The sequence below is a fragment of the Denitratimonas organivorans genome, from assembly GCF_037478135.1.
GTDB lineage: Bacteria > Pseudomonadota > Gammaproteobacteria > Xanthomonadales > Xanthomonadaceae > Denitratimonas.
The window spans coordinates 323,185-346,217 of sequence record NZ_JBBHDV010000001.1; the positions used below are offsets into that span (position 1 = coordinate 323,185).

Genomic DNA, 23,033 nt, shown 5'->3' on the forward strand with positions numbered 1-23,033 from the left:
CCCGGCATCGCGGTCTTCAACCACCGATGCTGACCATCGCCAGCGCCATCAGCGCGACGACACAGGCCATGCCGGCCAGCCACGCCAAGCTGCGCATCAACGCCACTGCGCGCAGATAGAGCACGCCGTGCAGCACGCGCGCCACGATGAACGCGATAGCCAGTTTCGAAATCAATGCCGGTGAGACGCCGGCCAGCTGCGCCATCAGCACCGCCGCGGCGAATGGGGCAAACGCTTCGAACGCATTCAGATGCGCCGCATGCGCGTTGCGCACGCGGTAACTGTCCTGCCTGGCGATCCAGCCACGCGGATTCTTGTTGTTGTAACCGGGCGCAGCGGTCTTGGCGAAGGCGACCCAGACATAAGGCAGCAGCGCGGCGATCAGGATGCAACAGTAGGCGATGGACATTGGAACTCCCTATGGTTTCACGCGAGGGCTGGATGGCTCAGGGACTGGGTGCATTGGGCAGGCGCGCCTGGCGCAGTTGTGTCGGACAGCCGGCCTACGCCTCCGGCGGAACATAGCCGATCGGTTTTTCCGCGCCTTCGCCGAACAGGAATTTCTCCATTTCCGCCTGCAGGAATTCGCGGGTTTTCGGGTCGCGCGGGGTCAGGCGGTTTTCGTTGATCAGCATGGTCTGGTGGGCGAGCCACTCGGCCCAGGCCGGTTTGCCGATGTTGTTGAATACGCGTTCGCCCAGCGGGCCGGGCCACGGGGCGAAGTCCAGTCCTTCGGTCTGTTTTTGCTGCTTGACGCAGAACACGGTGCGGCTCATTTCAACTCCAGCGATTGAAGCAGTTTGCGGATCGGTGCGGGCAGGCCGATGTCCGGCCATTCGGCCGCTGCAGCCCAGCGCAGGGTGGGGCCATTGTCGGCGATACGCGGGCGCAGGTTCACCCCGCGCTGGAGCCAGGGCGTGATGCCGAGGCGGTAATGGCTGAAGACATGCTCGAAACGCGGCAGCGCGGTGGGCGGGCCGGGGGCGTGCAGCCATGTGTCGAACTGTTGTTGCAACTGCGCGACATCGGCGGCTTCGGGCAGGCTCCACAGGCCACTCCAGACGCCGGGGCTGTCGCGTTTTTGCAGCAGCACGCGGCCGGATTCATCCAGCGCCAGCAGCATCGCGCATTCGCGTGTAGGCACGGACTTTGCTGGCTTGGGCGTGGGCAGGCTGGAAGTGAGGCCGTGGTTGCGGGCGCTGCAATCGTGCTGCAGCGGGCAGATCGCGCAGGCCGGTTCGGCGCGGGTGCACAGTGTGGCGCCGAAATCCATGATCGCCTGGGTGTAATCGGCCAGGCGGGCGTCCGGCAGCAGATTTTCGGCCAGTGCCCATAACTGTTTTTCCACTGCCGGGCGTCCGGGCCAGCCTTCGATGCCGGCCCAGCGGGTCAGTACGCGCTTGACGTTGCCGTCCAGGATCGCGAAACGCAGTCCGTGCGCCTGCGCCAGGATCGCGCCGGCGGTGGAACGGCCGATGCCGGGCAGTGCGATCAGCGCGTCGATATCGGCGGGCAGTTCGCCGTCGTGTTGTTCCACGCAGATACGTGCGGCGGCGTGCAGGTTGCGGGCGCGGGCGTAGTAGCCCAGACCGGACCACAGTGCCATGACCTGATCCTGCGGCGCGGCGGCCAGCGTGGCGACATCTGGCAGCGCGGCGACGAAGCGCTCGAAGTACGGGATCACAGTCTGCACCTGGGTTTGCTGCAGCATGATTTCCGACAGCCAGACGCGGTAGGCGCTGCGCGGATGCTGCCAGGGCAGGTCGTGGCGGCCGTGGCGCTCGAACCAGTGCAGTAACCGATCAGCGAATCCGGCGTCAGCGGCGGTGGGAGGCGTGGGGTGCAGCGGAAGATTCATTGGCAAAGACGGGAAATCATGGTGGATCGGCCGAAGCTTCTTCGGCCGGGTCCAGCTGGATACGGATGCCGCTGGCCTGCACCGGGCCGTACTCCAGGCGCGGGATGTCGATGTCGGCCTGCGCCGGCGGCAACGGTGAATCGCGTTCGCTGCTGAGCCAGGCCAGGGTCTGGTTCAACGTGGCCTGGCCGCGCAGACCGTCTTCGCCGCGCAGCAGGCTGAATTCCAGCCGGCCGCTTAGTGCGCTGTCGCCGTCGTAGCGCAGCGCCAGTGCCACCGCATCGTCGTCGGCCGGGGGCAGTGGCAGCGGCGGCCAGTCATCGGGCCAGGGCGCGATCAGGCTGCGCAGGTCGAAAGTTAAAAGACCGGCCGGATTCCATCGCAGTTCGCCTTCCACATGCGGGCGCCAGGCCGGCAGCGCATCGATCACCAGATCCAGTGTCAGCGGCGAAAGATGCAATTGGTCACCATCGGCGCGCGGCGTGGTGGCCAGTTCCAGCGCCAGGGTGTGGCTGCCCTGTTCAAGCTGCACGCGGCCGCGCAGGCTGAGCCGGGTGGGGCGGCCCTCATGCAGGGAGGGCAAGGTCAGGTCCAGCGCCTGCAGCGACCAGCCTTCGGCGTTGATCTGACCATCGCGGATTTCCAGTGGTGCATCCAGCTGTGGCAGGCGCAGCGGCGGTGGCGGTCCGGCATCGGTATCGCGCGCGAAGAATTCGAGTGTGGCGGGAAGATCCAGCTGCGGTGAACGCAGCCGCAGCCCGAGCAGGGTGATGTCGCCACCCCGCAGGCTCGACCACGGCAGCGCGGCTTCGACCCGCGCCACGCGCAACAGCGGCTGCTCGGCGCCCGGCGCCTGCGCGCGCAGGCCGTCCAGTTCGATATGCAGATCCGGGAAAAGGCCGATATCGGCCGGAGAATCCAGCGCCAGTTCCAGCCCGGTGGCCTGTTCGGCCTGGCGCAGCAGGAAGGCGCTGAGGCGTTCGGGTTGCAGCAGCGCGCGCAGCATCAGGAAGGCGATGAGCGCCAGCGCCAGCAGGATCAGCGGGATCAGCCAGCGGCGGCGCATCGGCATGCTCCGGTGGCGGCGTGAATGATGCGGTGCAGGCGTTCCGGCAGCGGCCGGAGCTGCGGCCTGTCCCGGACGGTTGCCTTCGGAATGCGGGCATCGGCCGGGAGCATGTGCCGGGCCTCAGCGGGTGACCAGCGACTCGGGCAGCAGCGCATCGACGAAGGCGTAGGGATCGAAGGCACGCAGATCGTGCACGCCTTCGCCGAGGCCGACATAGCGGATCGGCAGCCCGAATTCGCGTGCCAGCGCGAAGATCACGCCGCCCTTGGCACTGCCGTCGAGCTTGGTGACGATCAGGCCGCTGACGCCGGCCGCCTTGTGGAAGTGGCGCACCTGGTTTATCGCATTCTGGCCGGTGGTGCCGTCGATGACCTGCAACACCTCGTGCGGGGCGGTCGGATCGAGCTTGCCGAGCACGCGTTTGATCTTGCCCAGTTCGTCCATCAGGCCCTGCTGGGTGTGCAGGCGGCCGGCGGTATCGGCGATCAGCAGATCGACATTGCGTGCACGTGCGGTCTGCAAGGCGTCGTAGACCACCGCCGCCGGATCGGCGCCGTTGGCCTGGGCTGCCACGTGCACGCCGTTGCGTTCGCCCCAGGTCTTCAATTGTTCGACCGCGGCGGCGCGGAAGGTGTCACCGGCGGCCAGCATGATGCTCTTGCGCTCGTCCAGATAACGCCGCGCCAGTTTGCCGATCGTCGTGGTCTTGCCGACGCCGTTGACGCCCACGGTCAGGATCACGAAGGGCTTGGCGCCGGTGTAGATGTTCAGCGGTTCGGCCACCGGCACCAGCAGTGCGATCAGCTCGCCGCGCAAGGCATCGAGCAGGCCGCGAGCATCGTTGAATTCGTTGCGCGCCATGCGCTGGCGCAGGTCGTCGATGATGATCGTGGTGGCGGCGATGCCGACATCGGCGGTCAGCAGGCAGGTTTCCAGTTCTTCAAGGAAATCCTCGTCCAGCGCCGGCTGGCGCGAGAACAGGGTCGAGAAACTTTTCGCGAAACCGCTGTTGCGCAGGCGCTCGCGCCAGCTGGCGGCGGCCGGTTCGGCACGGGCGGGTGCGGCCGGCCCGGTGATGACGGGTTCGGCGGCGCTGGGTTCGGCGACGGCAGACGCGATTTGGGCAGGTTCGTCGGAAGTGGGCTTGTCGAAAGCGGGTTCGTCGAACACAGTCCCGGCCGGCGCAGGAGTGGCCAGCGCGGTATCGGGTTCAGCCGCGAAGGCACCGGTTCCGGATGGCGCGACAGACTGGGCCTCCGAAGCAATGACGTCGGGCGCAGCGGCTTCGGGTGCAGCCTGCTGCGGCATATTGTCCTGCCGCACGGGCAGGTCCTGCCCGGCGCTGTCGCCGGCGGGCTTGGCAGCGTCATCGGCGGGCGGGTTGGCAGGCTTCTTGCGGAAAAAACGGAGCATCCGGGGCGCGACTGTTGGAGAATGGCGGGCATGGTAGCACTGGCCCCCATTCCCCCCGATGAAGCGCGCGATGCGCGCGCGGACTGCTGATGCGGCGCAGGTCGACAAGTCCGTCCGGCAGCAGCGGCAAGGTCCGGATCATCGCCGGGCAATGGCGCGGCAGCCGGCTGGAAGTGCCTGATGCGGCCGGTCTTCGGCCCAGCTCGGACCGGGTGCGTGAAACACTGTTCAACTGGTTGCAGGCGGAAATCGGCGGTGCGCGCTGTCTGGATCTGTTCGCCGGCAGTGGCGCGCTGGGATTCGAGGCGGCTTCGCGTGGTGCGGCACAGGTGGTGATGATCGAACGCGATGCCGCCGCGGCGGCCTCGCTGCGTGCCACGGCGCAGCGGCTGGATGCGGGGCAGGTCGAAATCGTGGCGGCCGATGCGCTGGCGTGGCTGGCCGGGCCGGTATCGGCGCAGTTCGACATCGTGTTCGTGGATCCACCGTTCGCGGCCGGGCTGTGGCAGCCGGTGCTGGACGCGCTGCCGCGCTGGCTGGCGCCACGCGCATGGCTTTACCTGGAGTCGGCACGCGATGCGCCGCCGCCGCGGATCGAAGGTTTTGTACCGCATCGCGAGGGCAGCACGCGTGACGTGCGCTTTTGCCTGCTGCGACGCGTCATGGATGCCTCGCAGGGCGGTGCGCCTGCTACACTCGAATCCTTCACCGGCGGGGAACCGGCAGCCAGTCCATGAGTTCTGCACGACAACGCATCGCGGTCTATCCGGGCACGTTCGACCCGATCACCAATGGCCATATCGACCTGATCGCGCGCGCTGCGCCGCTGTTCGAGAAAGTCATCGTCGGCGTGGCTGAAAGTCCCGCCAAGGGGCCGGGTTTTCCGTTGAAGGACCGGATCGAACTGGCGCAGCAGGCGTTGGTTGGGCTGGCCAATGTCGAAGTGCGCGGTTTCAAGACGCTGCTGGCGCATTTCGTGAAGGAAGTCGGTGGCGGGGTGATGCTGCGCGGGCTGCGCGCGGTGTCCGATTTCGAATACGAGTTCCAGCTGGCGAGCATGAACCGGCATCTGATTCCCGATGTCGAGACGCTGTTCCTGACGCCGGCGGAAAAATACAGCTTCATTTCCTCCTCGCTGGTGCGTGAAGTGGCGCGGCTGGGGGGCGATGTTTCCGGCTTCGTGCATCCTGCGGTGCAGGCGGCATTGAAGCGCAAGTGGGGCGGCTGATCCGGGGCGCCAGGTGCAGCCGCCGGCATGCATGGCGCGCTGCAACGATGTTTTTTCCAGAACCAAGCAAAAAGGTGGATGAGATGACCAACAAGATCGCTGTTGCCGCCCTGATCGTCGGGGCATTGTTCGTTGCCGGCTGCGGCCAGCAAGGTGCGGAACAGGCCCAGCAGGCGCCGGCCGAGGCCGCGGCTCCAGCGGCATTGCCGGTGCCGCCCAGCAGTGATGCCCAGGCCTGGAAGCTGTATCTGGTGAACGTGGCCAAGCGCAATATGGATGGCATCCGGTCCAGCCCGTACATGTACTACCTGCCGTCGGCCGATGCGGCCGATTTCGACGAGCAGTACGAGCGCCAGGCCGACAACGTGGCCGGTTCGGTGGCGCGTGGTGTGCTGCCGGGCAACATGCTGGCCTTCGGTTCGCCCGAGTCCTCGCGCATGGCCGACCTGATCGCCGATGCGTTCGGGCATGTGCAGGCCGGTTCGATGAAGGATGTGCGGGTGCTGTTCATCGGCAACGCCGAGGATCTGGAGCGGGTCAAGGCCGCGGTCGAGCCCAGCGGCGCCGACGTGGTGTTCCACGAAGTCAAGTAATCCGCTGCCGCGGCGTGGCCGGCCCGTTCCGGCCACGTTGCGGCGCGCTGCGCCATCATGGATGGCCTTTCCAACGGCAGGTGCTGGCGCGATGGCCTTGCTCATCAACGACCTGTGCGTGAACTGCGATGTCTGCGCACCGGTCTGTCCCAACAATGCGATCACCCAGGGCCAGACGATCTACGAGATCGCCGCCTCGCATTGCACCGAGTGCGTGGGTCATTTCGATACTCCGCAATGCGTGGAGGTATGTCCGGTGGAATGCATCGATCCGGATCCGGATCACCCCGAAACCCAGGAAGAACTGATGGAAAAGTACCTGCAACTGACCGGGGTGACGGCATGAAGCTGCGTCCACTGCTCGTTCTTTTTCTTGGCCTGCTGCTGGCGGCGCCACTCACCCACGCGCGCCAGGGCAGCGAGCCGGTACTTCCGCGCCAGGCCGCGATCGCCACGGCCAATGCCTATGCCACCGATGCCGGCCTGGAAGTGCTGGCCAATGGCGGCAACGCCTTCGATGCCGCGATCGCGGTCAGTGCCATGCTGGGGCTGGTGGAGCCGGAAAGTTCGGGTATCGGCGGCGGCGGTTTCATGCTGCTGCGCCGTGCCCAGGACGGGCGCGAAGTGTTCGTCGATGCGCGCGAGCGCGCGCCACTGGCCGCGACCCGCGACATGTACAGGGACGAGGAGGGCAAGGTTCGCCCGCGCAGCACCATCGACGGCGCGCTGGCGGCCGCGATCCCGGGCACGCCGGCCGGTCTGGTGCACCTGTCCGAACACTACGGCCGGGTGCCGTTGTCGGTGTCGCTGGCACCGGCGATCCGGTTGGCGCGCAAGGGCTGGGTGCTGAGTGAAAAGACCGCACAGATGCTGCCCTGGCGCAGTGAGGTGCTGGCACGTTCAAGCGGCGCGCGCGAACTGTTCTTCCGTGGCGGCGAGCCGGTCAAGGCCGGTGACACGCTGAAAAACCCGGACTACGCCCGCACGCTGGAGCGTATCGCCAGGCATGGCCGCGATGGTTTCTATGCCGGGCCGCTGGCTCAGCGACTGGTCGATGGCGTGCAAAAGGCGGGCGGCATCTGGAGCCTGGAGGATCTCGCCCAGTATCAGGTGATCGAACGCGAACCGCTGCGTATCGAGCATCGTGGTTACACCCTGGTCACCGCGCCGCTGCCGTCTTCCGGCGGCATTGCGCTGGGACAGATGCTGAACATTCTTTCCGGCTACAACTATCCGGCAATGGCGCCGGTGGACCGCATGCATCTGGTGGTGGAGGCGATGCGCCGCGCCTACCGTGACCGCGCGCAGTTCCTTGGCGATCCTGATTTCGTCGAGGTGCCGGTGCAGCGCATGCTCAGCCTGGACTACGCCGCCGGGCTGCGGGCTTCGATCCATCCGGGCCGCGCGATGCCCAGCGAACTGCTGCCGCCGGTTGGCCAGCAGGATGCGCGGCCGGACACCACGCATTTTTCCATCGTCGATGTGGAAGGCAATCTGATCGCGGTCACGCAGACGGTGAACCTGACCTTCGGCAATGCCTTCGTGGTGCCCGGCACCGGTTTCGTACTGAACAACGAAATGGACGATTTCGCCGCCGCGCCGGGCGTGCCCAATGCTTTCGGCCTGATCGGGGATGCCGCCAACGCGGTGGAGCCGGGCAAGCGCCCGCTGTCGTCGATGAGCCCGACTTTCCTGCGCGGCGGTGACCGCATCGCCGCCCTCGGCACTCCCGGTGGCAGCCGCATCATCACGATGGTGATGCTGGGCCTGATGGAGCTGATGGATGGCAAGGGCGCGCAGGAAACCGCCGACCGTCCGCGCTATCACCACCAGTTCGTGCCGGATGTCATCACGCTGGAGCCGGGCTGGCTGGATGAGGCGCAGATCCAGCAGCTGCGCGATCGTGGTCATGAAGTACGCGTGGCCGATTCGACCTGGGGCAATATGCAGGTGGTGCTGTGGGACCAGCGCAGCGGGGAGGTTCAGGCCGGCAGCGACCGGCGCTGGAAATCCGTCGGCAAGGCGGCGACCGGTGACGAGCCGGCGCTGATCTACCGCTGAGCGGCCGGACCCGGAAAACAGCGCGATGAACCCTCGATCTTCCCGCCAGAACGGGCGCAGCGGCGCCGGTCTGTTGTTGCTGTTGTTCGGCCTGGCGTTGCTGCTGGTGGCGGTGTTGTGGATGGCACGGCTGGTGGCGCAGGCGCCGCAGGGCGCGGCAGTTGAACCGCCCGTGGCGCCGCCGGTTGCCGCCGTGGCGCCGTCTGCCGCAGTGGAGCTGGTCGACGAAGCCTTCGGCGTGCGCGGTCAGGGCCTGGCACTGCGGCGCGTGGTGCAGATGCTGCAATGGCGCGAAGTGGCCAGCGTGCCGTTGGCGCCTTCGGACCAGATTGTCGTGGACCATGGCGACTACCAACTGCTGTGGGCGGCGCGGCCGATCGATTCCAGCCGCTATGCGCTGGCCGACAGTCACGCCAACCCGGGTCCGTTGCCGTACCGCAGCCGCAATTTCGGGGATGTGCCGGCGCTGGCGGTGGATTCGGCGAAAACGCAGGTTGCCGGCTGGGTGCATGTGCCGCCGTCAGGCGTGGTCCTGCCGGACAATCTGCAGGCGGTGTTCCGGGCCGAGGGCGAATGGTTCGTCAGCGCGCCGGAAGGCGCTGCGCCGGAGGTAGGCGATCTGCGGGTGCGTTTCGACCTGTTGCCGGCGATCGCCGTGGAAACATCCGGAAGCGGACGCTCCCCGTCTGCCGCAACAGCGACGAATGAGGATCCGACCGGCGTGGCGCTGGTCTGGATCGCGCGGATTTCTGCTTTCGTGCTGGCGCTGGTCGGTGCCGGCCTGGCATTGCGTGGTGCTGCGCGCCGTGCGGCGGCGGGTAGTCGCCTGGCGCGGTTGTCCTCGGCCGGTCTGCTTGCAATCGCAGCGTGGATCGCGGTGGCGGCGTTGCTGCTGGCAGTGGCGCTGGCGCGCCTGCTGGGCTGAGGCGGGCAAAGCCCAGTCTGTTCAGGCCGGGCTGCCGTCCGGGTTGTGGTCGATGAAGTACAGCCCGGCGTAGAGCTTGGGATCGATCCAGTAGCCTTCGCCCATGCGCGCGTGCAGCCATGCGGCGGCGTCGCGTCGCGGCACTTCGTGCACGATGATGTCTTCGGTTTCATCGCCGCCGCCGGGGCCGACCTTGACCAGGTCCAGCGCCCGCACGAAGGCGACCTGTTCATTGCTCATGCCTGAGGATGAAGGGCCGGTCATCAGGTACTGGATGCGGCCCGCCTGCCAGCCGGTTTCCTCCAGCAGTTCACGTTCGGCGGCGGTTTCGATCGATTCGTCATCGTCGACATCGCCGACCAGGCCGGCCGGCATCTCGATGCTCGGAGCATTGATCGGGATGCGGAACTGTTCGACCAGCAGCAGGGTGTCCTGTGGCGTCACCGCGACAATGATCACCGCCGAGCTGGCATTGGTCCGCTCGGCGTATTCCCAGTTGCCGCGCCGGCGCATGCGCAGGTACTCGCCGTTGTAAAGTATCTCGGTTTGTTCCATCTTTCGCCCCCCCGCGTCGTTGACCAAGGCCACCATTGTGCCGCAAGCACTGTGACGCGGCATGACCGTTCCGGACAGTCCCGCACACGTGCGGGAACCAAGCAGCTGCGGCCGTGGTCGCAGACAGGTTCACCCATCAGGTTTTGATCCATGACCCATCGAATTGTTGTCACCCTGGCCCTCGCGCTCGGGTTTGGCCTGGTGCAGGCCCAAGAAGCGGCACAGGCCCCGGCTGCCGCAGTGTCGTCCGAAGCCACGGACAGCACCCGTCAGACGCTGCTGGCGGAAATCGCCAAGGTCGAGGAGCCCGCCATGCTGACCCAGCTGGTGGCCCGCTTCCGCCAGCAGGGCGATCTGGAAGCCGAACTGGCGGCGCTGGACCGGCGTATCGCGCTGCGTCCGCACATGGGCGCCTATCGTCTGGACAAGGTCGTGACGCTGGCGCGCGAGGACCGCAAGAGCGAGGCCTACACCCTGCTGATCGACCTTCAGAACACCGGCTATGCCTACGATCTGCGCGGTGACGAGCGCTTCGCCAACATCGCCACCACCCAGGTCTGGGACTACATCGTCGACAATTTCGATGCCAACCGTGCGCCGTATGGTGAAGGCACGGTGCTGCACACCCTGCCACGCGAGGATCTGCTGATCGAAAGCGTGGGCTGGGATGCTTCACGCAAGCAGTTGCTGGTCGGCGGCGCGCGCGAGGGCAAGGTCTACCGCGTGGAAAAGGACGGCAAGCTGGTGCCGCTGGTGTCGGCCGATGCCGACAACGGCATGTGGGCGGTGCTGGATTTCGTGGTCGACGCCAAGCGCGGCTTTCTCTGGGTCGCCTCCAGTGCGGTGCCGCACTTCAAAGGCTACAAGCCGGGCGTCGATGTCGGCCGCGCCGGCATCTTCAAATTCGACCTGAAGACCGGCAAGTTCATCCGCAGCTTCCTGTCGCCCGAGGGCCAGGGCAACATCTTCATGCTGGCCTCGCTGGCGCTGGGCGTGGATGGCGAGATCTATGCGCTGGATATCATCAACAGCGCGCTGTACCAGGTCCGCGACGACCAGTTCCGCCGACTGGTGCATGCGCCGGCGTTCCCGGCGATGCGCGCGCTGGCGGTTTCCGGTGACGGAAAGAACCTGTATCTGGCCGACTACGAGCGCGGCATCGTCGGCATCGAGCTGGCCACGCTGAAGGCTTTCGATGTGCGCGTACCGACCAAGCTCTCGCTGCAGGGCATCGAGGCGTTGTTCTGGTTCGAGGGCAGTCTGGTGGCGGTGCAGTCGGGCATGACCCCGCCGCGCGTGATGCGCTTCGGGCTGTCTGACGATGGCCGCACGATCACCGGCGTGACGCCGGTTGAGGCCAGCAACCCGGCCTTCGCCAAGGTCGGCAAGGCGGCGATGGACGGCAGTTCGATCTATGTGGTCGGCAACAGCCAGCTCGACAATTACGATCGCTTCGGTCTGGTGCGCAACAAGGATCAGCTGGAAGGCACGCGCATCATCCGGATTGATGCCGATTACGTGCCGCCGCAGGCGCAGTAAGGACTTCGCACAAGCCGGGCATGGCGGGCGCTGTGCCGCCGTGCCTGGTGTTTTCGGACGCGTGGGCGCGATGACTCGCTGATCGGGCTGCTGGGTAGCTGTTTCCGACGCGCTGCCGGCTCAGTCCAGCTGTGCCAGCGCACGGCGGCGGGTCATCGGGCCAAAGCGCACCTCGTCGGCCAATGCTTCCAGTGCGGCCACGTCACCGCGTCGGCGTTGTGCATCGTCCAGGCCATCCGGCAGCGGTGCATCCAGCGCAATCGTGGCCAATTGCCTGCACAGCAGGGCCAGTTCGGCATGTTCGCGCAGCCGCGCCGCATGCGAGGCGGCACCGCGCAGGCGCAGGAAGGGCACTTCGTCCAGCCGTTCCAGCAGTGCATCCAGCGAACCGAAGTGTTCGAGCAGCGCCACGGCGGTCTTGGCGCCGATGCCGGGCACGCCGGGGATGTTGTCGATGGCGTCACCGGTCAGTCCGAGATAGTCGGCAATCTGGTGTGGATGCACGCCGTAGCGCGACTTGACCCCGGTTGCGCTCCAGCGCAACTGGCGCGCGTAATCCCACTGTTCGTCATTGCCGACCAGCAGCTGGGAAAGGTCCTTGTCGGCCGATACCACGATGCCGCGATAACCGTACCCGCGTTGGCGGTGCAGCAGTGTGCCGATCAGATCGTCGGCTTCGTAGCGCGGATCCACCAGCACCGTCAGGCCCAGCGCTGCGGTGAAACGCTGGCACAGCCGAAACTGGCGTTTCAGTTCGGCCGGTGCCGGTTCGCGATTGCCCTTGTAGGGCGAATACAGCTCGTTGCGAAACGAGCTTTCCAGCGATTCGTCAAAGGCCACCGCGATGTGCTGCGGCTGCTCGCGCTCCAGCAGTTCCAGCAGGAAACGGGCGAATCCGTGCAGCGCATTGACCGGGGCGCCCTGCACATCGGTGAACTCTTCGGCGGGCAGCGAATGCCAGGCGCGGAACACGTAAAGGCTGGCATCGACCAGATGCAACGTCTGCATCATCCAGGCCATCTGCTGAAATGGGAGGAAAGCTCGGGCCGGCTGCGTTCCGCGACAACGTTGCTGGCCTGGCCGATGTGGATGAAGCCGGCGATCGACTCGTCCTCAGCGATGCCCAAACGTGCCTTGACCGCCGCATCGCGTGCCGCCCAGCCAGTCAGCCATTGCGCGCCGAACCCAAATGCCTGTGCGGCCTGCAACAGTGCGAAGCAGACGCAGCCGGTGGTCATCAGCTGCTCGATTTCCGGCACCTTCGGGTTCGGCTGCGGACAGGCGATGACGGCCAGCACCAGCGGCGCATGGGAAAAGCGCTTGCGGTCCTTGTCCAGCTGCGCGGGTGGTGTCTGCGGGTCCAGCTCCAGCGCGCGCTGGGCCAGGAACGCGCCGAGCGTGTCGCGCTGCGGGCCTTCGATGGCCAGGATGCGGAACGGTTCGAGCCGGCCGTGGTCGGGTACGCGCATTGCGGCGCCCAGGATCTGTTCGAGCTGTTGGCGATCGGGGCCGGGTGCGGCGAGTTTCGGCGCCGGCACCGAGCGGCGCTGATTGAGGAAATGGAGCGGAGACATGGTTCGGATCCGGGCGGGAAGCGGGAAAAGGTTCACAACCCTGAAGGTACAATCCAGCTTACAGTGTCTTCGGGAATCCGGGGACAGAACCGTGATCTTGGAGAATCCACCATGACGGCGCCGTCTCCCACAGACAAGATCGTTGACCTCAATGCCCGGGTTGCAGCAGGCCGTGGCGAGGGCAACGCACTGCTGACGTCGATCCGCACCCGCGCGTTGAAGCGTCTGGGCACGCTGGTGGCCGATGTGCTGGAGAAGGCCGACGACACCCTGTTCGATTTCGTCCAGCGCGCCGACGGCACGGTCAGCAACCAGGATTACTTCGATGCCATGCGCGAACTGCGCAAGCAGCGCCCGGTGATCGAGCAGCGTTTTTCCGAGCACATGGAAAACGCGTTCACCGCGCTGGAACGGCGCAATCCGCTGGAAGTGGACCTGGAACGCTCGCTGACCGAATCGCGCGAACTGAGCCTGGTATCCGAAGAGCAGCTGGAAGAACAGCTGGGCACCAGCATGATCGCCACCGCGCTGGGGCGGATGTTCAACACCACGCTGACCCAGCTCAACTACCGCATCGGCATCGTCGCCGGCATCGACGGGCTGGACGAAAAATCCAATCCGATTGCGCCGCCGCACGTGGCATACGCCTTCCGCTATGCGATGCAGCCATGCGAGGTTTCGATTCGCATCAAGGTGCTGCTGTTCAAGCTTTACGAGCGCGAGATGGCGCGTGGCCTGGCCTCGTTCTACAACGACACCAACCGCGCCCTTGTTGAAGCGGGCATCGCGGCCGAAATCAAGCCGACCTACGCACGCACGCCGTTGCAGTCACGCGGCCCGTTGCGTCCGCGCAGCGAGGCCCACCCCGAAGAGGACATGCATGAGGCCGAGCCGCAGGCGCGGCATGCGCCGGAAGGGCATGGTCATGGATACGGCGTGCCGGCCGGCGGCATGGCCGCCGGTGCGCGGTATGTGCGGGTGCCGGAAACCCCGGCCGAACAGTCCATCTTCGCCAGCCTGCACGAGCTTCTGAGCGGCTACCGCCGGGTCCACGCCAGGCTGGACGGTGAGTTTTCCGGCGCTGCCGTCCCGGCCGGCGCCGAGCCGGCTCCGGAAATGAGCGCTGATGAAGTGCTCTCGGTGCTGAGCATGTTCCAGAACCAGATGCCGGTCTCGCTGCAGGAAGCGGTCAGCGATCCCAACACCTCGATCACCCAGCACCTCAAGCGCGAGCTGATGAAGGGCGCCGAGCAGCTGGGTGTCGATCCGCAGTCACGCATGACGCCGGCTGACGAGGATTCGATCGATCTGGTCGGCATGTTGTTCGACGTGCTGCTGGACGAGCGCGACTTCAACACCAGTTCGCGCCAGCTGATCGGGCGCCTGATCGTGCCTTTCATCAAGGTCGCGATGCTGGATCGCCGCATGTTCCTGCAGAAGACCCATCCTGCGCGCCGCCTGCTGAACTCGCTGGCCGAAGCCTGCGAAGGCAATGCCGGCGAGGCGCCGCAGGAGCGCGAGCTGATGACCCGGGTCGAGGCCACCATCGACAAGCTGGTGGCCGAATTCAACGAGGACATCGCGATCTTCGAAACACTGGAGCAGGAGTTCCGCGAGTTCATCGAACAACACCGCCGTCGTGTGGCGCTGGCCGAGCGTCGCACCGCCGAAGCACAGCGTGGCAAGGAGCGGCTTGAACATGCGCGCGCGGTGGCACTGGAAGACCTGCGCGGCGTGCTTGAACGCCATCCCGACCTGCCCGCAGCGCTGGATGCCTTCCTGCGCCGCTACTGGGCGCATCACCTGACGCTGTGCGCGCTGCGTGACGACGGCACCGGTTCGGACAAATACCCGCAGGCGGTCGCGGTGGGCGAAAGCCTGGCGGCGCTGGCCGAACTGGATACGCCGGCGGCCAAGCTGGAGGGTTTCAACGGGCTGCGCAGCCAGATCGAGCCGATCCTGGTCAGCGCCGGCTGTGTCGGCAATGCCGCCGATGACGTCATGCTGTCGCTGCGCCGCGCGCTCGGTGTCAATGCCGAAGGCCGCGCGGAAGAAGACGTGCAGGAAACCGAGGCCGAGGTGGTGACCACGCTGGAGCGCAACGCGCCGCCGGTCGAAGCCCTGCCCGAAGCCGTGGCCCCGGTCGAAGTCGAGGAGGAAGAACCCGAACCGGAACTGGAATTCGAGGAGGCCGATGCCGAGCGTGTGCGCAAGCTGCAGATCGGCGCCTGGATCCAGTTCACCGAGGAGGACGGCACCACGGTGCCGGCCAAGCTGTCGTGGCTGAGCCCGATTTCCAACCGCATGCTGTTCGTCAACCGTCGCGGCTTGCGCTATTGCGTGGCCTCGCCCGAAGAGCTGGCGGTGATGATGCGCGAAGGCCGGCTCAATATCCGCCAGACAGATGCGGCCTTCGAACATGCCATGAGCCAGGTGCTGGGACGGCTGCGTTCCGGTGCCCAGGCACCGTCCACAGGCGCCTGATCGCGGGTGGCGGCGCGCATTCGTTGAGCCGCCAATCAACGCGATGACCACCGCCCCCGCGATGCGGTAGCATCCAGCAGCCCGCTGTTCAATCAGCGCTTGCCGGAAGGGGAATACATGGCGGTCACCGTTGTCGCAGTGCGCGAGCGTGCGCCGAACGAGCGTCGTATCGCGCTGTCGCCGGAAGTGGCGAAGAAACTCCAGGCCTTGGGCGCACAGGTCGTTATCGAGGCCGGCGCCGGCAGTGGCGCCAACCAGCCCGATGCCATCTTCCCCGGCGTCCAGGTCGAAGCCGACGCCGGTGCCGCACTGGCACGCGCCGATGTGCTGCTGACGGTGCAGCCGCCGTCGCTGGAAACGATCGCCGCGCTGCGTGAAGGCAGCATCGTCATCGGTTTCATGCAGCCGCACGCCGATCCGGAGCGGATCAAGGCGCTGCGCGACCGCAAGATCACCGCGTTCGCGATGGAACTGCTGCCACGCACCACCCGCGCCCAGGCGATGGATGTGCTCAGTTCGCAGGCTGGCATGGCCGGTTACAAGGCGGTGCTGATCGCGGCCGAGCTTTCCGGCAAGTTCTTCCCGATGCTGACCACCGCAGCCGGCACGATCCGGCCCTCGAAGGTGCTGATCGTCGGCGCCGGTGTTGCCGGTCTGCAGGCCATCGCCACCGCGCGCCGTCTCGGGGCACAGGTCGAAGGTTTCGATGTGCGCCCGGAAACGCGCGAGCAGATCGAGTCTTTGGGCGCGAAGTTCCTTGATCTCGGCGTTTCGGCCGCCGGTTCGGGTGGCTACGCGCGCGAGCTGACCGCGGAAGAACGCGCCGAGCAGCAGCAGCGTCTGGCCGACCATTTGAAGAACATCGATGCGGTCGTCACCACCGCCGCAGTGCCGGGCCGTCCGGCACCGAAAATCCTCACCGCCGCGATGGTGGAAGGCATGAAGCCGGGCGCGGTGATCGTCGATCTGGCCGCCGAAACCGGCGGCAACTGCGAACTGACCCGGCCCGGCGAAACCTTTGTGCACGGCAGCGTCACGATCGCCGGGCCGCTGAACCTGCCGAGTCGGGGGGCGATCCATTCCAGCGAGATGTACGCGCGCAACCTCTACAACTTCCTCGCGCTCTCGCTCAGTGATGGCGCGCTGACGCTGGATTGGGAGGACGAACTGATCGCCCAGACCTGCCTGACCCACGCGGGCGCGATCCGCCACGAGGCCACCCGGCAGAAGGTGGAGGGCGCGGCATGAATACTGGTACGCAGGTTTTCGGGGGAACGCTCTGATGGACGGTTTCGTGGCGCTTTACATCTTCCTGCTCGCGGCCCTGCTCGGGCACGAGATCATTTCGCGCGTGCCGGTGATCCTGCACACCCCGCTGATGTCCGGCTCCAACTTCGTGCACGGCATCGTCGTGGTCGGCGGCATGGTCGCGCTGGCGCATGCCGATACCAACCTGGAGCGCGCCATCGGCTTTCTCGCGGTGCTGCTGGGCGCCGGCAACGCGGTCGGCGGATACGTCGTGACCGAGCGCATGCTGGACATGTTCAAGACCAGCAAGAAGCCGGGCGGCAGCGGGGGGGGCGGCTGACATGGCGATGGAAACAATGCTCGATCTGCTGGCCAAGGCCAGCTACCTGCTCGCGGCACTGCTGTTCATTTTCGGCCTGAAGCGCATGTCCTCGCCGGTGACCGCACGCGCCGGCATCGTGCAGGCCGGCTGGGGCATGGTGCTGGCCACGGCGGTGACCTTCATCGCGCCCTCGACCTGGGGCGGGCACGGTATCGAACCGCTCAATCTGGGCCTGATGGTGTTGGCGCTGGCGCTGTCCGGTGTGTTCTGGGTCTGGGGCCGCAAGGTGCCGATCACCGACATGCCGCAGATGGTCGCGATCTTCAACGGCATGGGCGGCGGCTCGGCAGCGGCGATCGGTGCTGCGGCACTGCTCAACGCGGCCACCTTCACCGGCAGCTGCGATGCGCAGGCGCTGGCCGCGCATGACTGCATGACGCGCTCCGGCATGGTGTTGGGCGTGATCGGTGCGCTGATCGGTGCGATTTCGTTTTCCGGTTCGGTGATCGCCTGGGCCAAGCTCGACGGGCGTCTGGACAAGCGTTTCACCTTCCCCGGCCAGCAGTACTTCAACCTGCTGGTGTTCCTGGCCACGCTCGCGCTGGGCGCGTGGATCATTGTGGATCTGGACATCCCGCTGGTGGTCGCGTTCTTCGTGCTGGCGCTGCTGGTGGGCGTGCTGATGACGCTGCCGATCGGCGGTGCCGACATGCCGGTGGTGATTTCGCTCTACAACGCGCTGACCGGCCTGGCGGTGGCGTTCGAAGGCTATGTGCTCGGCATCGAGGCGCTGATCATCGCCGGCATGGTGGTCGGCGCGGCCGGCCTGCTGCTGACCCAGCTGATGGCCAAGGCGATGAACCGGCCGATCAGCAATGTGCTGTTCTCCAATTTCGGCGGTGGCGACGACGGCGGTCAGGAAATCGCCGGTTCGCAGAAGCCGATCGAAGCCTCCGATGTGGCCGCGCTGCTGTATCTGGCTGAAAAGGTCGTGTTCGTACCCGGCTACGGTATGGCCGTGGCGCAGGCCCAGCACAAGATCTGGGATCTGTCGCAAGCGCTGATCAAAGCCGGCAAGGACGTGAAGTTCGCGATCCACCCGGTTGCCGGTCGCATGCCCGGTCACATGAACGTGCTGCTGGCCGAGGCCGGTGTGCCCTACGATCTGATTGCGGACATGGACGACATCAATCCGGAGTTCAAGACCACCGACGTGGCGATCGTGATCGGCGCCAACGATGTGGTGAACCCGGCCGCCAAGACCGACAAGTCCTCACCGATCTTCGGCATGCCGATCCTGGATGTGGTGGACGCACGCCAGACCATCGTCATCAAGCGCGGCAAGGGCACCGGGTTTGCCGGGATCGAAAACGCGCTGTTCTATGCCGACAACACCCGCATGCTGTATGCCGACGGCAAGGAAGCGGCCACGCGTCTGCTTTCCGAACTGAAGGCGCTGGAAGGCGGCGGCCACTGATGCAGACCGGCCCCGCCATTCGCAGGGCTGCGGTCTCTGGCAGGGCCGGGCTTGCGCGCTATACTCGGCCCGGCCGGATTCACTGATCGCACCGCCGCCCGGCGTTCGGGCTGCGGGCGCGGACGGACCACCGGATCACGACTACGCCGGACTGGAAAACGACCCAAGGGGACAGGCACGTGGATATCGCAGAACTTCTCGCCTTTTCGGTGAAGAACAAGGCTTCGGACTTGCACCTGTCGGCCGGCTTGCCGCCGATGATCCGCGTCGATGGCGACGTGCGCCGTATCAATATCCCGGCGCTGGACCACAAACAGGTCCATTCGCTGGTCTACGACATCATGTCCGACAAGGTGCGGCGCGATTTCGAGGAGCTGCTCGAAGTCGACTTCTCCTTCGAGATTCCCGGCCTGGCGCGTTTCCGCGTCAACGCCTTCAACCAGAACCGTGGCGCCGGTGCGGTGTTCCGTACCATTCCCTCCGAGGTGCTGACGCTGGACGACCTGGCCGCGCCCAAGGTGTTCCGCGAACTGATCGACCAGCCGCAGGGCCTGATCCTGGTCACCGGCCCGACCGGTTCGGGCAAGTCGACCACGCTGGCGGCAATGGTGGACCACATCAACAAGAACGAATACGGCCATATCCTCACCGTCGAGGACCCAATCGAATTCGTCCACACCTCGAACAAATGCCTGATCAACCAGCGCGAAGTGCACCGCGATACGCACGGCTTCAACGAGGCGCTGCGCTCGGCGCTGCGTGAAGACCCGGATTACATCCTGGTCGGCGAGTTGCGCGATCTGGAAACCATCCGCCTGGCGCTGACCGCTGCGGAAACCGGACACCTGGTGTTCGGCACCCTGCATACCTCCAGCGCGGCCAAGACCATCGACCGCATCATCGACGTGTTCCCCGCCGGCGAAAAGCCGATGGTGCGCTCGATGCTGTCCGAATCGCTGCGCGCGGTGATTTCGCAGTCGCTGCTGAAGAAGGTCGGTGGCGGCCGCGTCGCGGCGCACGAGATCATGGTCGCGGTGCCGGCGATCCGCAACCTGATCCGCGAGGACAAGGTCGCGCAGATGTATTCGGCGATCCAGACCGGTCAGAACGTCGGCATGCAGACACTGGACCAGTGTTTGCAGGATCTGGTCAAGCGCGGCCTGATCACACGCGTTTCGGCGCGTGAATATGCGAAGGACAAGCGTATTTTTGAATAGCCGGGATTAGTGATTCGGGATTGGGGATTCGCAAGAGCCGCTGGTAGCCATGCTTTTACGAGCCTCCAGTCCCCAACCCTGAATTCCAGCTCCACGGGAATTTGGTCAAAGCCGGGTTGTTGCATCAGGGCGGGATGTCGCTTTTACGAATCCCCAATCCCGAATCCCCATTCCCGGCTCCAAGGGAACCACCATGAGCAGCATTGATTTCACCTCGTTCCTCAAGCTGATGGCGCACAAGAAGGCGTCGGACCTGTTCATCACGGCAGGTGTCGCGCCTTCGATGAAGGTGCACGGCAAGCTCAGCCCGATCACGCAGCAGCCGCTGACACCGCAGCAGAGCCGCGACCTGGTGTTGAACGTGATGACGCCGGCCCAGCGCGAGGAGTTCGAGAAAACCCACGAATGCAACTTCGCCATCGGCGTGTCCGGAGTCGGGCGTTTCCGTGTCAGTTGCTTCTACCAGCGCAACCAGGTCGGCATGGTGCTGCGCCGGATCGAGACCAAGATCCCGACGGTCGAGGAACTGAGCCTGCCGCCGATCATCAAGACGCTGGCGATGACCAAGCGCGGCATCATCATCTTCGTCGGCGCCACCGGTACCGGCAAATCGACGTCGCTGGCCGCGATGATCGGCTACCGCAACCTCAATTCGACCGGCCACATCATCACGATCGAGGATCCGATCGAATTCGTGCACAAGCACGAGGGCTGCATCATCACCCAGCGTGAAGTCGGCATCGACACCGATTCCTGGGAGAACGCGCTGAAGAACACCCTGCGCCAGGCGCCGGACGTGATCATGATCGGCGAGGTGCGCACCCGCGAAGGCATGGATCACGCCATCGCCTTCGCCGAAACCGGCCATCTGTGCCTGTGCACGCTGCACGCCAATAACGCCAACCAGGCGATGGACCGCATCATCAACTTCTTCCCCGAAGACCGCCGCAGCCAGCTGCTGATGGATCTTTCGCTGAACCTCAAGGGCGTGGTCGCGCAGCAGCTGATTCCGACCCCGGACGGCAAGAGTCGCCGCGTGGCGATGGAAATCATGCTCGGCACCCCGCTGGTGCAGGACTACATCCGCGACGGCGAGATCCACAAGCTGAAGGAGGTCATGAAGGAATCGACCAACCTCGGTATGAAGACCTTCGACCAGAGCCTGTTCGAGCTGTACCAGGCCGGCGAGATTTCCTACGAAGACGCACTGCGCCACGCCGACTCGGCCAACGAAGTGCGCCTGCGCATCAAGCTGGCACAGGGCGGCGATGCACACACGCTGAGCCAGGGCCTGGACGGCGTGGAGGTGATGGAGTCCAGGTGAGGTCGGTGATGAGACCGGCTTCGCCGGTCTCGGGATCCGGGGGCGGGATTAGGGATTCGTAAAAGCGTCGGCACCCTCGGTTTTTGCTCTTGCCGATCCCCAATCCCGAATCACCAATCCCGGTGTTGGAGCGCTAACGCGCCAGTGCTTCCAACACTGCCATCCGCACCGCGACGCCGTTGGAGACCTGATCCAGGATCACCGATTGCGGTCCATCGGCGACGGCATCGGCGATTTCCACGCCGCGGTTCATCGGGCCCGGATGCAGCACGATGGCATCGGGTTTTGCCAGCGCCAGCGCTTCGGGTGACAGGCCCCAGTCGCGGTAGTACTCCTCCAGCGAACTGACCAGCCCTTCGTCCATGCGCTCGCGTTGCAGGCGCAGCATCATCACCACGTCACAACCATCCAGCGCCTGCGCCAGATCATGGAAGGTGCGGGTGCCGTGGAAGGCTTCTGCATCGGCGTCCGGCAGCAGGCTTTCAGGCCCGGCAATCCGGATATCGCGGACGCCCAGGGTGCGCAGCGCCTCCACGTCAGACCGCGCCACGCGCGAGTGGCGGATGTCGCCGATGATAGCCACCGACAGCCGCGAAAAATACTCGCCCTTGTGCTGGCGGATCGTCAGCATGTCGAGCAGGCCTTGGGTCGGATGCGAGCTGCGTCCGTCGCCGGCGCTGACCACGCTGCTGTTCTCGGCAGCGGCAGCGGCCAGGGCCGTCAGTACATTGCTGTGGGTGTGGCGTACCACGAACAGCCCGGCGCCCATCGCTTCCAGATTGCGCAGTGTGTCCACCAGGGTTTCGCCCTTGCGGGTGGAAGAGCTTTCCGCGTCGAAATTGACCACATCCGCGCCCAGTCGTTGCGCTGCGAGCTGGAACGAGGCGCGGGTGCGGGTCGAGGGTTCGAAGAACAGGTTGGCCACGGTCAGGCCACGCAGCGGGCGATGCGGGCCGCGGCGCAAGGCGTCCGGGCGCAGTGCCTGGGCGGCATCGAGCAGGCGTTCCAGGGTGTCGCGTGGAAGGTCTTGCAGCGTAAGCAGGTGGCGCATCGGTGGCTCCGGGCAGGTGCAGGCGATGGGGGTTACTGGGAAAGATCAGCGTGGCAGCATCGGATCGCCAAGCCAGCGTTCGACGATGATCTGCGCGGCCAGTGCGTCCAACGCCTTGGCGTCCCGGCGTCGGGCCTGGCCGCTGCGGCGCTGTTCGGCGAAACGGCGGTCGGCCTCGCGCGACGTGGAACGTTCGTCGACCAGTTCCACCGGCAGCCCGTAGCGCTCGGCCGCAGTGTGGGCGAAGCGACGCGCCATGTGGGTGGCCAGCTGCGCCTCGCCTTCCAGTGTCAACGGCTCGCCGACGATGATCAGTTCCGGACGCCATTCGCGTACCAGGGCATCCACGGCCGGCCAGTCCGGGCCGTCATCATGCGCGGCCACCATCGCGATCGCGCGTGCGGTGGCGGAGATGGTGTTGCCCACCGCCACGCCAATGCGGCGCGCGCCGACATCGAAACCGAGCACGCAGACCGGAGTGGCCGGGCCGCTGTTCATGCGTGGCCACTGTAGCCGGCGAGCGCGGCCGGGTCGATGCCGATCAGGCGGGTGGCGGCGTTCCAGCGGCCGTCAAGTTCGGTTTCGAACACGATGGCCGGCTCGGCCTCGACCGACAGCCAGATATGCTGCTTGAGTTCGTCTTCCAGCTGCTGCGCATCCCAGCCAGCGTAGCCGAGCACCATCACCATGCGCTCCGGGCCTTTGCCGCTGGCGATGGCGTCCAGGATGTCGCGCGAGGTGGTCATGTGGATCTGCTCGGACACCTTGTAGGTGGAATCCCATGGGCCGCCTTCCGGGCTGTGCAGCACGAAACCTCGCTCCGGCGCGACCGGGCCGCCGACCAGCACCGGCAGGCTCGACAGGTCACTGTCCGTCGTCTGGATGCCCAGTTGTGCCAGCACTTCGCCGAAGACGAAATCCGAGCGCCGGTTCAGCATCAGCCCCATCGCGCCGTTGCTGTCGTGATGGCACAGCAGCGCCACGCCCTGGCTGAAATTCGGGTCGTCCATGCCCGGCACCGCGATCAGGAAGTGGTTGGCGAGGGAAGGGGGGGCGTCCATGGGCGATATTCTAGGCCCTGCGGCTTGACAGGGA

Annotated in this window: 24 protein-coding genes; 13 read left to right on the top strand and 11 right to left on the bottom strand. The window is 65.9% G+C overall.

Annotation, left to right across the window (positions count from 1 at the left end; all coding sequences use genetic code 11):
* Positions 1-16: 16 nt before the first annotated feature.
* From WDB66_RS01420 to ftsY, 5 genes are all read right to left on the bottom strand, one after another.
* Positions 17-409: an MAPEG family protein gene (locus WDB66_RS01420; RefSeq protein WP_339396639.1), complete on the bottom strand. Its 393-nt coding sequence runs from the start codon at positions 407-409 to the stop codon at positions 17-19.
* Between the two features lie 94 nt (positions 410-503).
* Complete coding sequence (locus WDB66_RS01425) at positions 504-776, bottom strand: oxidative damage protection protein (RefSeq protein ID WP_339396640.1); 273 nt, start codon at positions 774-776, stop codon at positions 504-506.
* On the bottom strand, positions 773-1,858 hold the full coding sequence (gene mutY, locus WDB66_RS01430) for an A/G-specific adenine glycosylase (protein WP_339396641.1): 1,086 nt from the start codon (positions 1,856-1,858) through the stop codon (positions 773-775). Before mutY ends, WDB66_RS01425 begins: the two co-directional genes overlap by 4 nt.
* Positions 1,859-1,874: 16 nt before the next feature.
* A complete protein-coding gene (locus WDB66_RS01435; protein ID WP_339396642.1) occupies positions 1,875-2,924 on the bottom strand; it encodes an AsmA family protein in 1,050 nt (349 codons plus the stop codon).
* A 123-nt stretch (positions 2,925-3,047) separates the two neighbouring features.
* Complete coding sequence (gene ftsY / locus WDB66_RS01440; RefSeq protein WP_339396643.1) at positions 3,048-4,340, bottom strand: signal recognition particle-docking protein FtsY; 1,293 nt, start codon at positions 4,338-4,340, stop codon at positions 3,048-3,050.
* Between the two features lie 89 nt (positions 4,341-4,429).
* Here ftsY and rsmD point away from each other — a divergent pair, with 89 nt between their 5' ends.
* The 6 genes from rsmD to WDB66_RS01470 all read left to right on the top strand — a co-directional run bounded on the left by rsmD (position 4,430) and on the right by WDB66_RS01470 (position 9,147).
* Positions 4,430-5,077: a 16S rRNA (guanine(966)-N(2))-methyltransferase RsmD gene (gene rsmD, locus WDB66_RS01445; RefSeq protein ID WP_339396644.1), complete on the top strand. Its 648-nt coding sequence runs from the start codon at positions 4,430-4,432 to the stop codon at positions 5,075-5,077.
* Positions 5,074-5,568: a pantetheine-phosphate adenylyltransferase gene (gene coaD / locus WDB66_RS01450; protein WP_339396645.1), complete on the top strand. Its 495-nt coding sequence runs from the start codon at positions 5,074-5,076 to the stop codon at positions 5,566-5,568. Before rsmD ends, coaD begins: the two co-directional genes overlap by 4 nt.
* 83 nt (positions 5,569-5,651) lie before the next feature.
* Positions 5,652-6,161 carry a hypothetical protein gene (locus WDB66_RS01455; protein ID WP_339396646.1) on the top strand — a complete coding sequence of 170 codons (510 nt, stop codon included), beginning with the start codon at positions 5,652-5,654 and terminating at the stop codon, positions 6,159-6,161.
* A 91-nt stretch (positions 6,162-6,252) separates the two neighbouring features.
* Positions 6,253-6,507 (top strand): YfhL family 4Fe-4S dicluster ferredoxin, encoded by a 255-nt coding sequence (locus tag WDB66_RS01460; RefSeq protein ID WP_339396647.1) that lies wholly within the window; start codon positions 6,253-6,255, stop codon positions 6,505-6,507.
* Entirely contained in the window at positions 6,504-8,222 is a 1,719-nt protein-coding gene (gene ggt / locus WDB66_RS01465) for a gamma-glutamyltransferase (RefSeq protein WP_339396648.1), read from the top strand. Before WDB66_RS01460 ends, ggt begins: the two co-directional genes overlap by 4 nt.
* A 25-nt stretch (positions 8,223-8,247) precedes the next feature.
* Positions 8,248-9,147 (top strand): hypothetical protein, encoded by a 900-nt coding sequence (locus WDB66_RS01470; RefSeq protein WP_339396649.1) that lies wholly within the window; start codon positions 8,248-8,250, stop codon positions 9,145-9,147.
* Positions 9,148-9,168: 21 nt separating this feature from the next.
* On the opposite strand, the gene WDB66_RS01475 is transcribed toward WDB66_RS01470, so the two are convergent.
* On the bottom strand, positions 9,169-9,702 hold the full coding sequence (locus WDB66_RS01475; protein ID WP_339396650.1) for an NUDIX hydrolase: 534 nt from the start codon (positions 9,700-9,702) through the stop codon (positions 9,169-9,171).
* A 150-nt stretch (positions 9,703-9,852) separates the two neighbouring features.
* Here WDB66_RS01475 and WDB66_RS01480 point away from each other — a divergent pair, with 150 nt between their 5' ends.
* A complete protein-coding gene (locus tag WDB66_RS01480; RefSeq protein WP_339396651.1) occupies positions 9,853-11,241 on the top strand; it encodes a hypothetical protein in 1,389 nt (462 codons plus the stop codon).
* Positions 11,242-11,361: 120 nt separating this feature from the next.
* On the opposite strand, the gene WDB66_RS01485 is transcribed toward WDB66_RS01480, so the two are convergent.
* The gene (locus WDB66_RS01485; protein WP_339396652.1) at positions 11,362-12,252 is read right to left on the bottom strand and encodes a 5'-3' exonuclease; all 891 of its coding nucleotides are present in this window, start codon (positions 12,250-12,252) and stop codon (positions 11,362-11,364) included.
* On the bottom strand, positions 12,249-12,815 hold the full coding sequence (locus tag WDB66_RS01490; RefSeq protein ID WP_339396653.1) for a nitroreductase family protein: 567 nt from the start codon (positions 12,813-12,815) through the stop codon (positions 12,249-12,251). Before WDB66_RS01490 ends, WDB66_RS01485 begins: the two co-directional genes overlap by 4 nt.
* 111 nt (positions 12,816-12,926) lie before the next feature.
* Between WDB66_RS01490 and WDB66_RS01495 the strand changes: the two genes are divergently transcribed.
* From WDB66_RS01495 to WDB66_RS01520, 6 genes are all read left to right on the top strand, one after another.
* Positions 12,927-15,299 (top strand): DUF1631 domain-containing protein, encoded by a 2,373-nt coding sequence (locus tag WDB66_RS01495; protein ID WP_339396654.1) that lies wholly within the window; start codon positions 12,927-12,929, stop codon positions 15,297-15,299.
* Positions 15,300-15,416: 117 nt separating this feature from the next.
* Entirely contained in the window at positions 15,417-16,547 is a 1,131-nt protein-coding gene (locus WDB66_RS01500; protein WP_339396655.1) for a Re/Si-specific NAD(P)(+) transhydrogenase subunit alpha, read from the top strand.
* A 31-nt stretch (positions 16,548-16,578) separates the two neighbouring features.
* Positions 16,579-16,887, top strand: coding sequence for an NAD(P) transhydrogenase subunit alpha part 2 (locus WDB66_RS01505; RefSeq protein WP_339396805.1), 309 nt, complete (start codon positions 16,579-16,581; stop codon positions 16,885-16,887).
* 1 nt (position 16,888) lies between these two features.
* Complete coding sequence (locus WDB66_RS01510; protein WP_339396656.1) at positions 16,889-18,346, top strand: NAD(P)(+) transhydrogenase (Re/Si-specific) subunit beta; 1,458 nt, start codon at positions 16,889-16,891, stop codon at positions 18,344-18,346.
* Between the two features lie 179 nt (positions 18,347-18,525).
* Complete coding sequence (locus tag WDB66_RS01515) at positions 18,526-19,563, top strand: type IV pilus twitching motility protein PilT (protein ID WP_339396657.1); 1,038 nt, start codon at positions 18,526-18,528, stop codon at positions 19,561-19,563.
* 193 nt (positions 19,564-19,756) lie between these two features.
* Positions 19,757-20,887 carry a PilT/PilU family type 4a pilus ATPase gene (locus tag WDB66_RS01520; RefSeq protein WP_339396658.1) on the top strand — a complete coding sequence of 377 codons (1,131 nt, stop codon included), beginning with the start codon at positions 19,757-19,759 and terminating at the stop codon, positions 20,885-20,887.
* 133 nt (positions 20,888-21,020) lie between these two features.
* On the opposite strand, the gene WDB66_RS01525 is transcribed toward WDB66_RS01520, so the two are convergent.
* From WDB66_RS01525 to WDB66_RS01535, 3 genes are read right to left on the bottom strand one after another with little or no spacing between them, the layout of a single operon-like run.
* Positions 21,021-21,938, bottom strand: a complete 918-nt coding sequence (locus WDB66_RS01525; protein ID WP_339396659.1) for an aspartate carbamoyltransferase catalytic subunit — start codon at positions 21,936-21,938, stop codon at positions 21,021-21,023.
* 45 nt (positions 21,939-21,983) lie between these two features.
* Positions 21,984-22,436, bottom strand: a complete 453-nt coding sequence (ruvX, locus tag WDB66_RS01530) for a Holliday junction resolvase RuvX (RefSeq protein WP_339396660.1) — start codon at positions 22,434-22,436, stop codon at positions 21,984-21,986.
* Positions 22,433-22,999, bottom strand: a complete 567-nt coding sequence (locus WDB66_RS01535; protein ID WP_339396661.1) for a YqgE/AlgH family protein — start codon at positions 22,997-22,999, stop codon at positions 22,433-22,435. The genes ruvX and WDB66_RS01535 overlap by 4 nt, the downstream gene beginning before the upstream one ends.
* Positions 23,000-23,033: the final 34 nt, after the last annotated feature.

Excerpts from the sequence above, each read along its gene's own strand:
- WDB66_RS01470 (WP_339396649.1), top strand. The coding sequence starts at position 8,248 with ATGAACCCTCGATCTTCCCGCCAGAACGGGCGCAGCGGCGCCGGTCTG.
- WDB66_RS01460 (WP_339396647.1), top strand. The coding sequence starts at position 6,253 with ATGGCCTTGCTCATCAACGACCTGTGCGTGAACTGCGATGTCTGCGCA.
- WDB66_RS01500 (WP_339396655.1), top strand. The coding sequence starts at position 15,417 with ATGGCGGTCACCGTTGTCGCAGTGCGCGAGCGTGCGCCGAACGAGCGT.
- WDB66_RS01495 (WP_339396654.1), top strand. The coding sequence starts at position 12,927 with ATGACGGCGCCGTCTCCCACAGACAAGATCGTTGACCTCAATGCCCGG.
- ftsY (WP_339396643.1), bottom strand. The coding sequence starts at position 4,340 with ATGCTCCGTTTTTTCCGCAAGAAGCCTGCCAACCCGCCCGCCGATGAC.
- ruvX (WP_339396660.1), bottom strand. The coding sequence starts at position 22,436 with ATGAACAGCGGCCCGGCCACTCCGGTCTGCGTGCTCGGTTTCGATGTC.
- WDB66_RS01435 (WP_339396642.1), bottom strand. The coding sequence starts at position 2,924 with ATGCGCCGCCGCTGGCTGATCCCGCTGATCCTGCTGGCGCTGGCGCTC.
- WDB66_RS01485 (WP_339396652.1), bottom strand. The coding sequence starts at position 12,252 with ATGATGCAGACGTTGCATCTGGTCGATGCCAGCCTTTACGTGTTCCGC.
- WDB66_RS01475 (WP_339396650.1), bottom strand. The coding sequence starts at position 9,702 with ATGGAACAAACCGAGATACTTTACAACGGCGAGTACCTGCGCATGCGC.
- rsmD (WP_339396644.1), top strand. The coding sequence starts at position 4,430 with ATGCGGCGCAGGTCGACAAGTCCGTCCGGCAGCAGCGGCAAGGTCCGG.
- WDB66_RS01420 (WP_339396639.1), bottom strand. The coding sequence starts at position 409 with ATGTCCATCGCCTACTGTTGCATCCTGATCGCCGCGCTGCTGCCTTAT.
- WDB66_RS01480 (WP_339396651.1), top strand. The coding sequence starts at position 9,853 with ATGACCCATCGAATTGTTGTCACCCTGGCCCTCGCGCTCGGGTTTGGC.
- WDB66_RS01520 (WP_339396658.1), top strand. The coding sequence starts at position 19,757 with ATGAGCAGCATTGATTTCACCTCGTTCCTCAAGCTGATGGCGCACAAG.
- coaD (WP_339396645.1), top strand. The coding sequence starts at position 5,074 with ATGAGTTCTGCACGACAACGCATCGCGGTCTATCCGGGCACGTTCGAC.
- mutY (WP_339396641.1), bottom strand. The coding sequence starts at position 1,858 with ATGAATCTTCCGCTGCACCCCACGCCTCCCACCGCCGCTGACGCCGGA.
- WDB66_RS01535 (WP_339396661.1), bottom strand. The coding sequence starts at position 22,999 with ATGGACGCCCCCCCTTCCCTCGCCAACCACTTCCTGATCGCGGTGCCG.
- WDB66_RS01510 (WP_339396656.1), top strand. The coding sequence starts at position 16,889 with ATGGCGATGGAAACAATGCTCGATCTGCTGGCCAAGGCCAGCTACCTG.
- WDB66_RS01525 (WP_339396659.1), bottom strand. The coding sequence starts at position 21,938 with ATGCGCCACCTGCTTACGCTGCAAGACCTTCCACGCGACACCCTGGAA.
- WDB66_RS01490 (WP_339396653.1), bottom strand. The coding sequence starts at position 12,815 with ATGTCTCCGCTCCATTTCCTCAATCAGCGCCGCTCGGTGCCGGCGCCG.
- WDB66_RS01455 (WP_339396646.1), top strand. The coding sequence starts at position 5,652 with ATGACCAACAAGATCGCTGTTGCCGCCCTGATCGTCGGGGCATTGTTC.
- ggt (WP_339396648.1), top strand. The coding sequence starts at position 6,504 with ATGAAGCTGCGTCCACTGCTCGTTCTTTTTCTTGGCCTGCTGCTGGCG.
- WDB66_RS01425 (WP_339396640.1), bottom strand. The coding sequence starts at position 776 with ATGAGCCGCACCGTGTTCTGCGTCAAGCAGCAAAAACAGACCGAAGGA.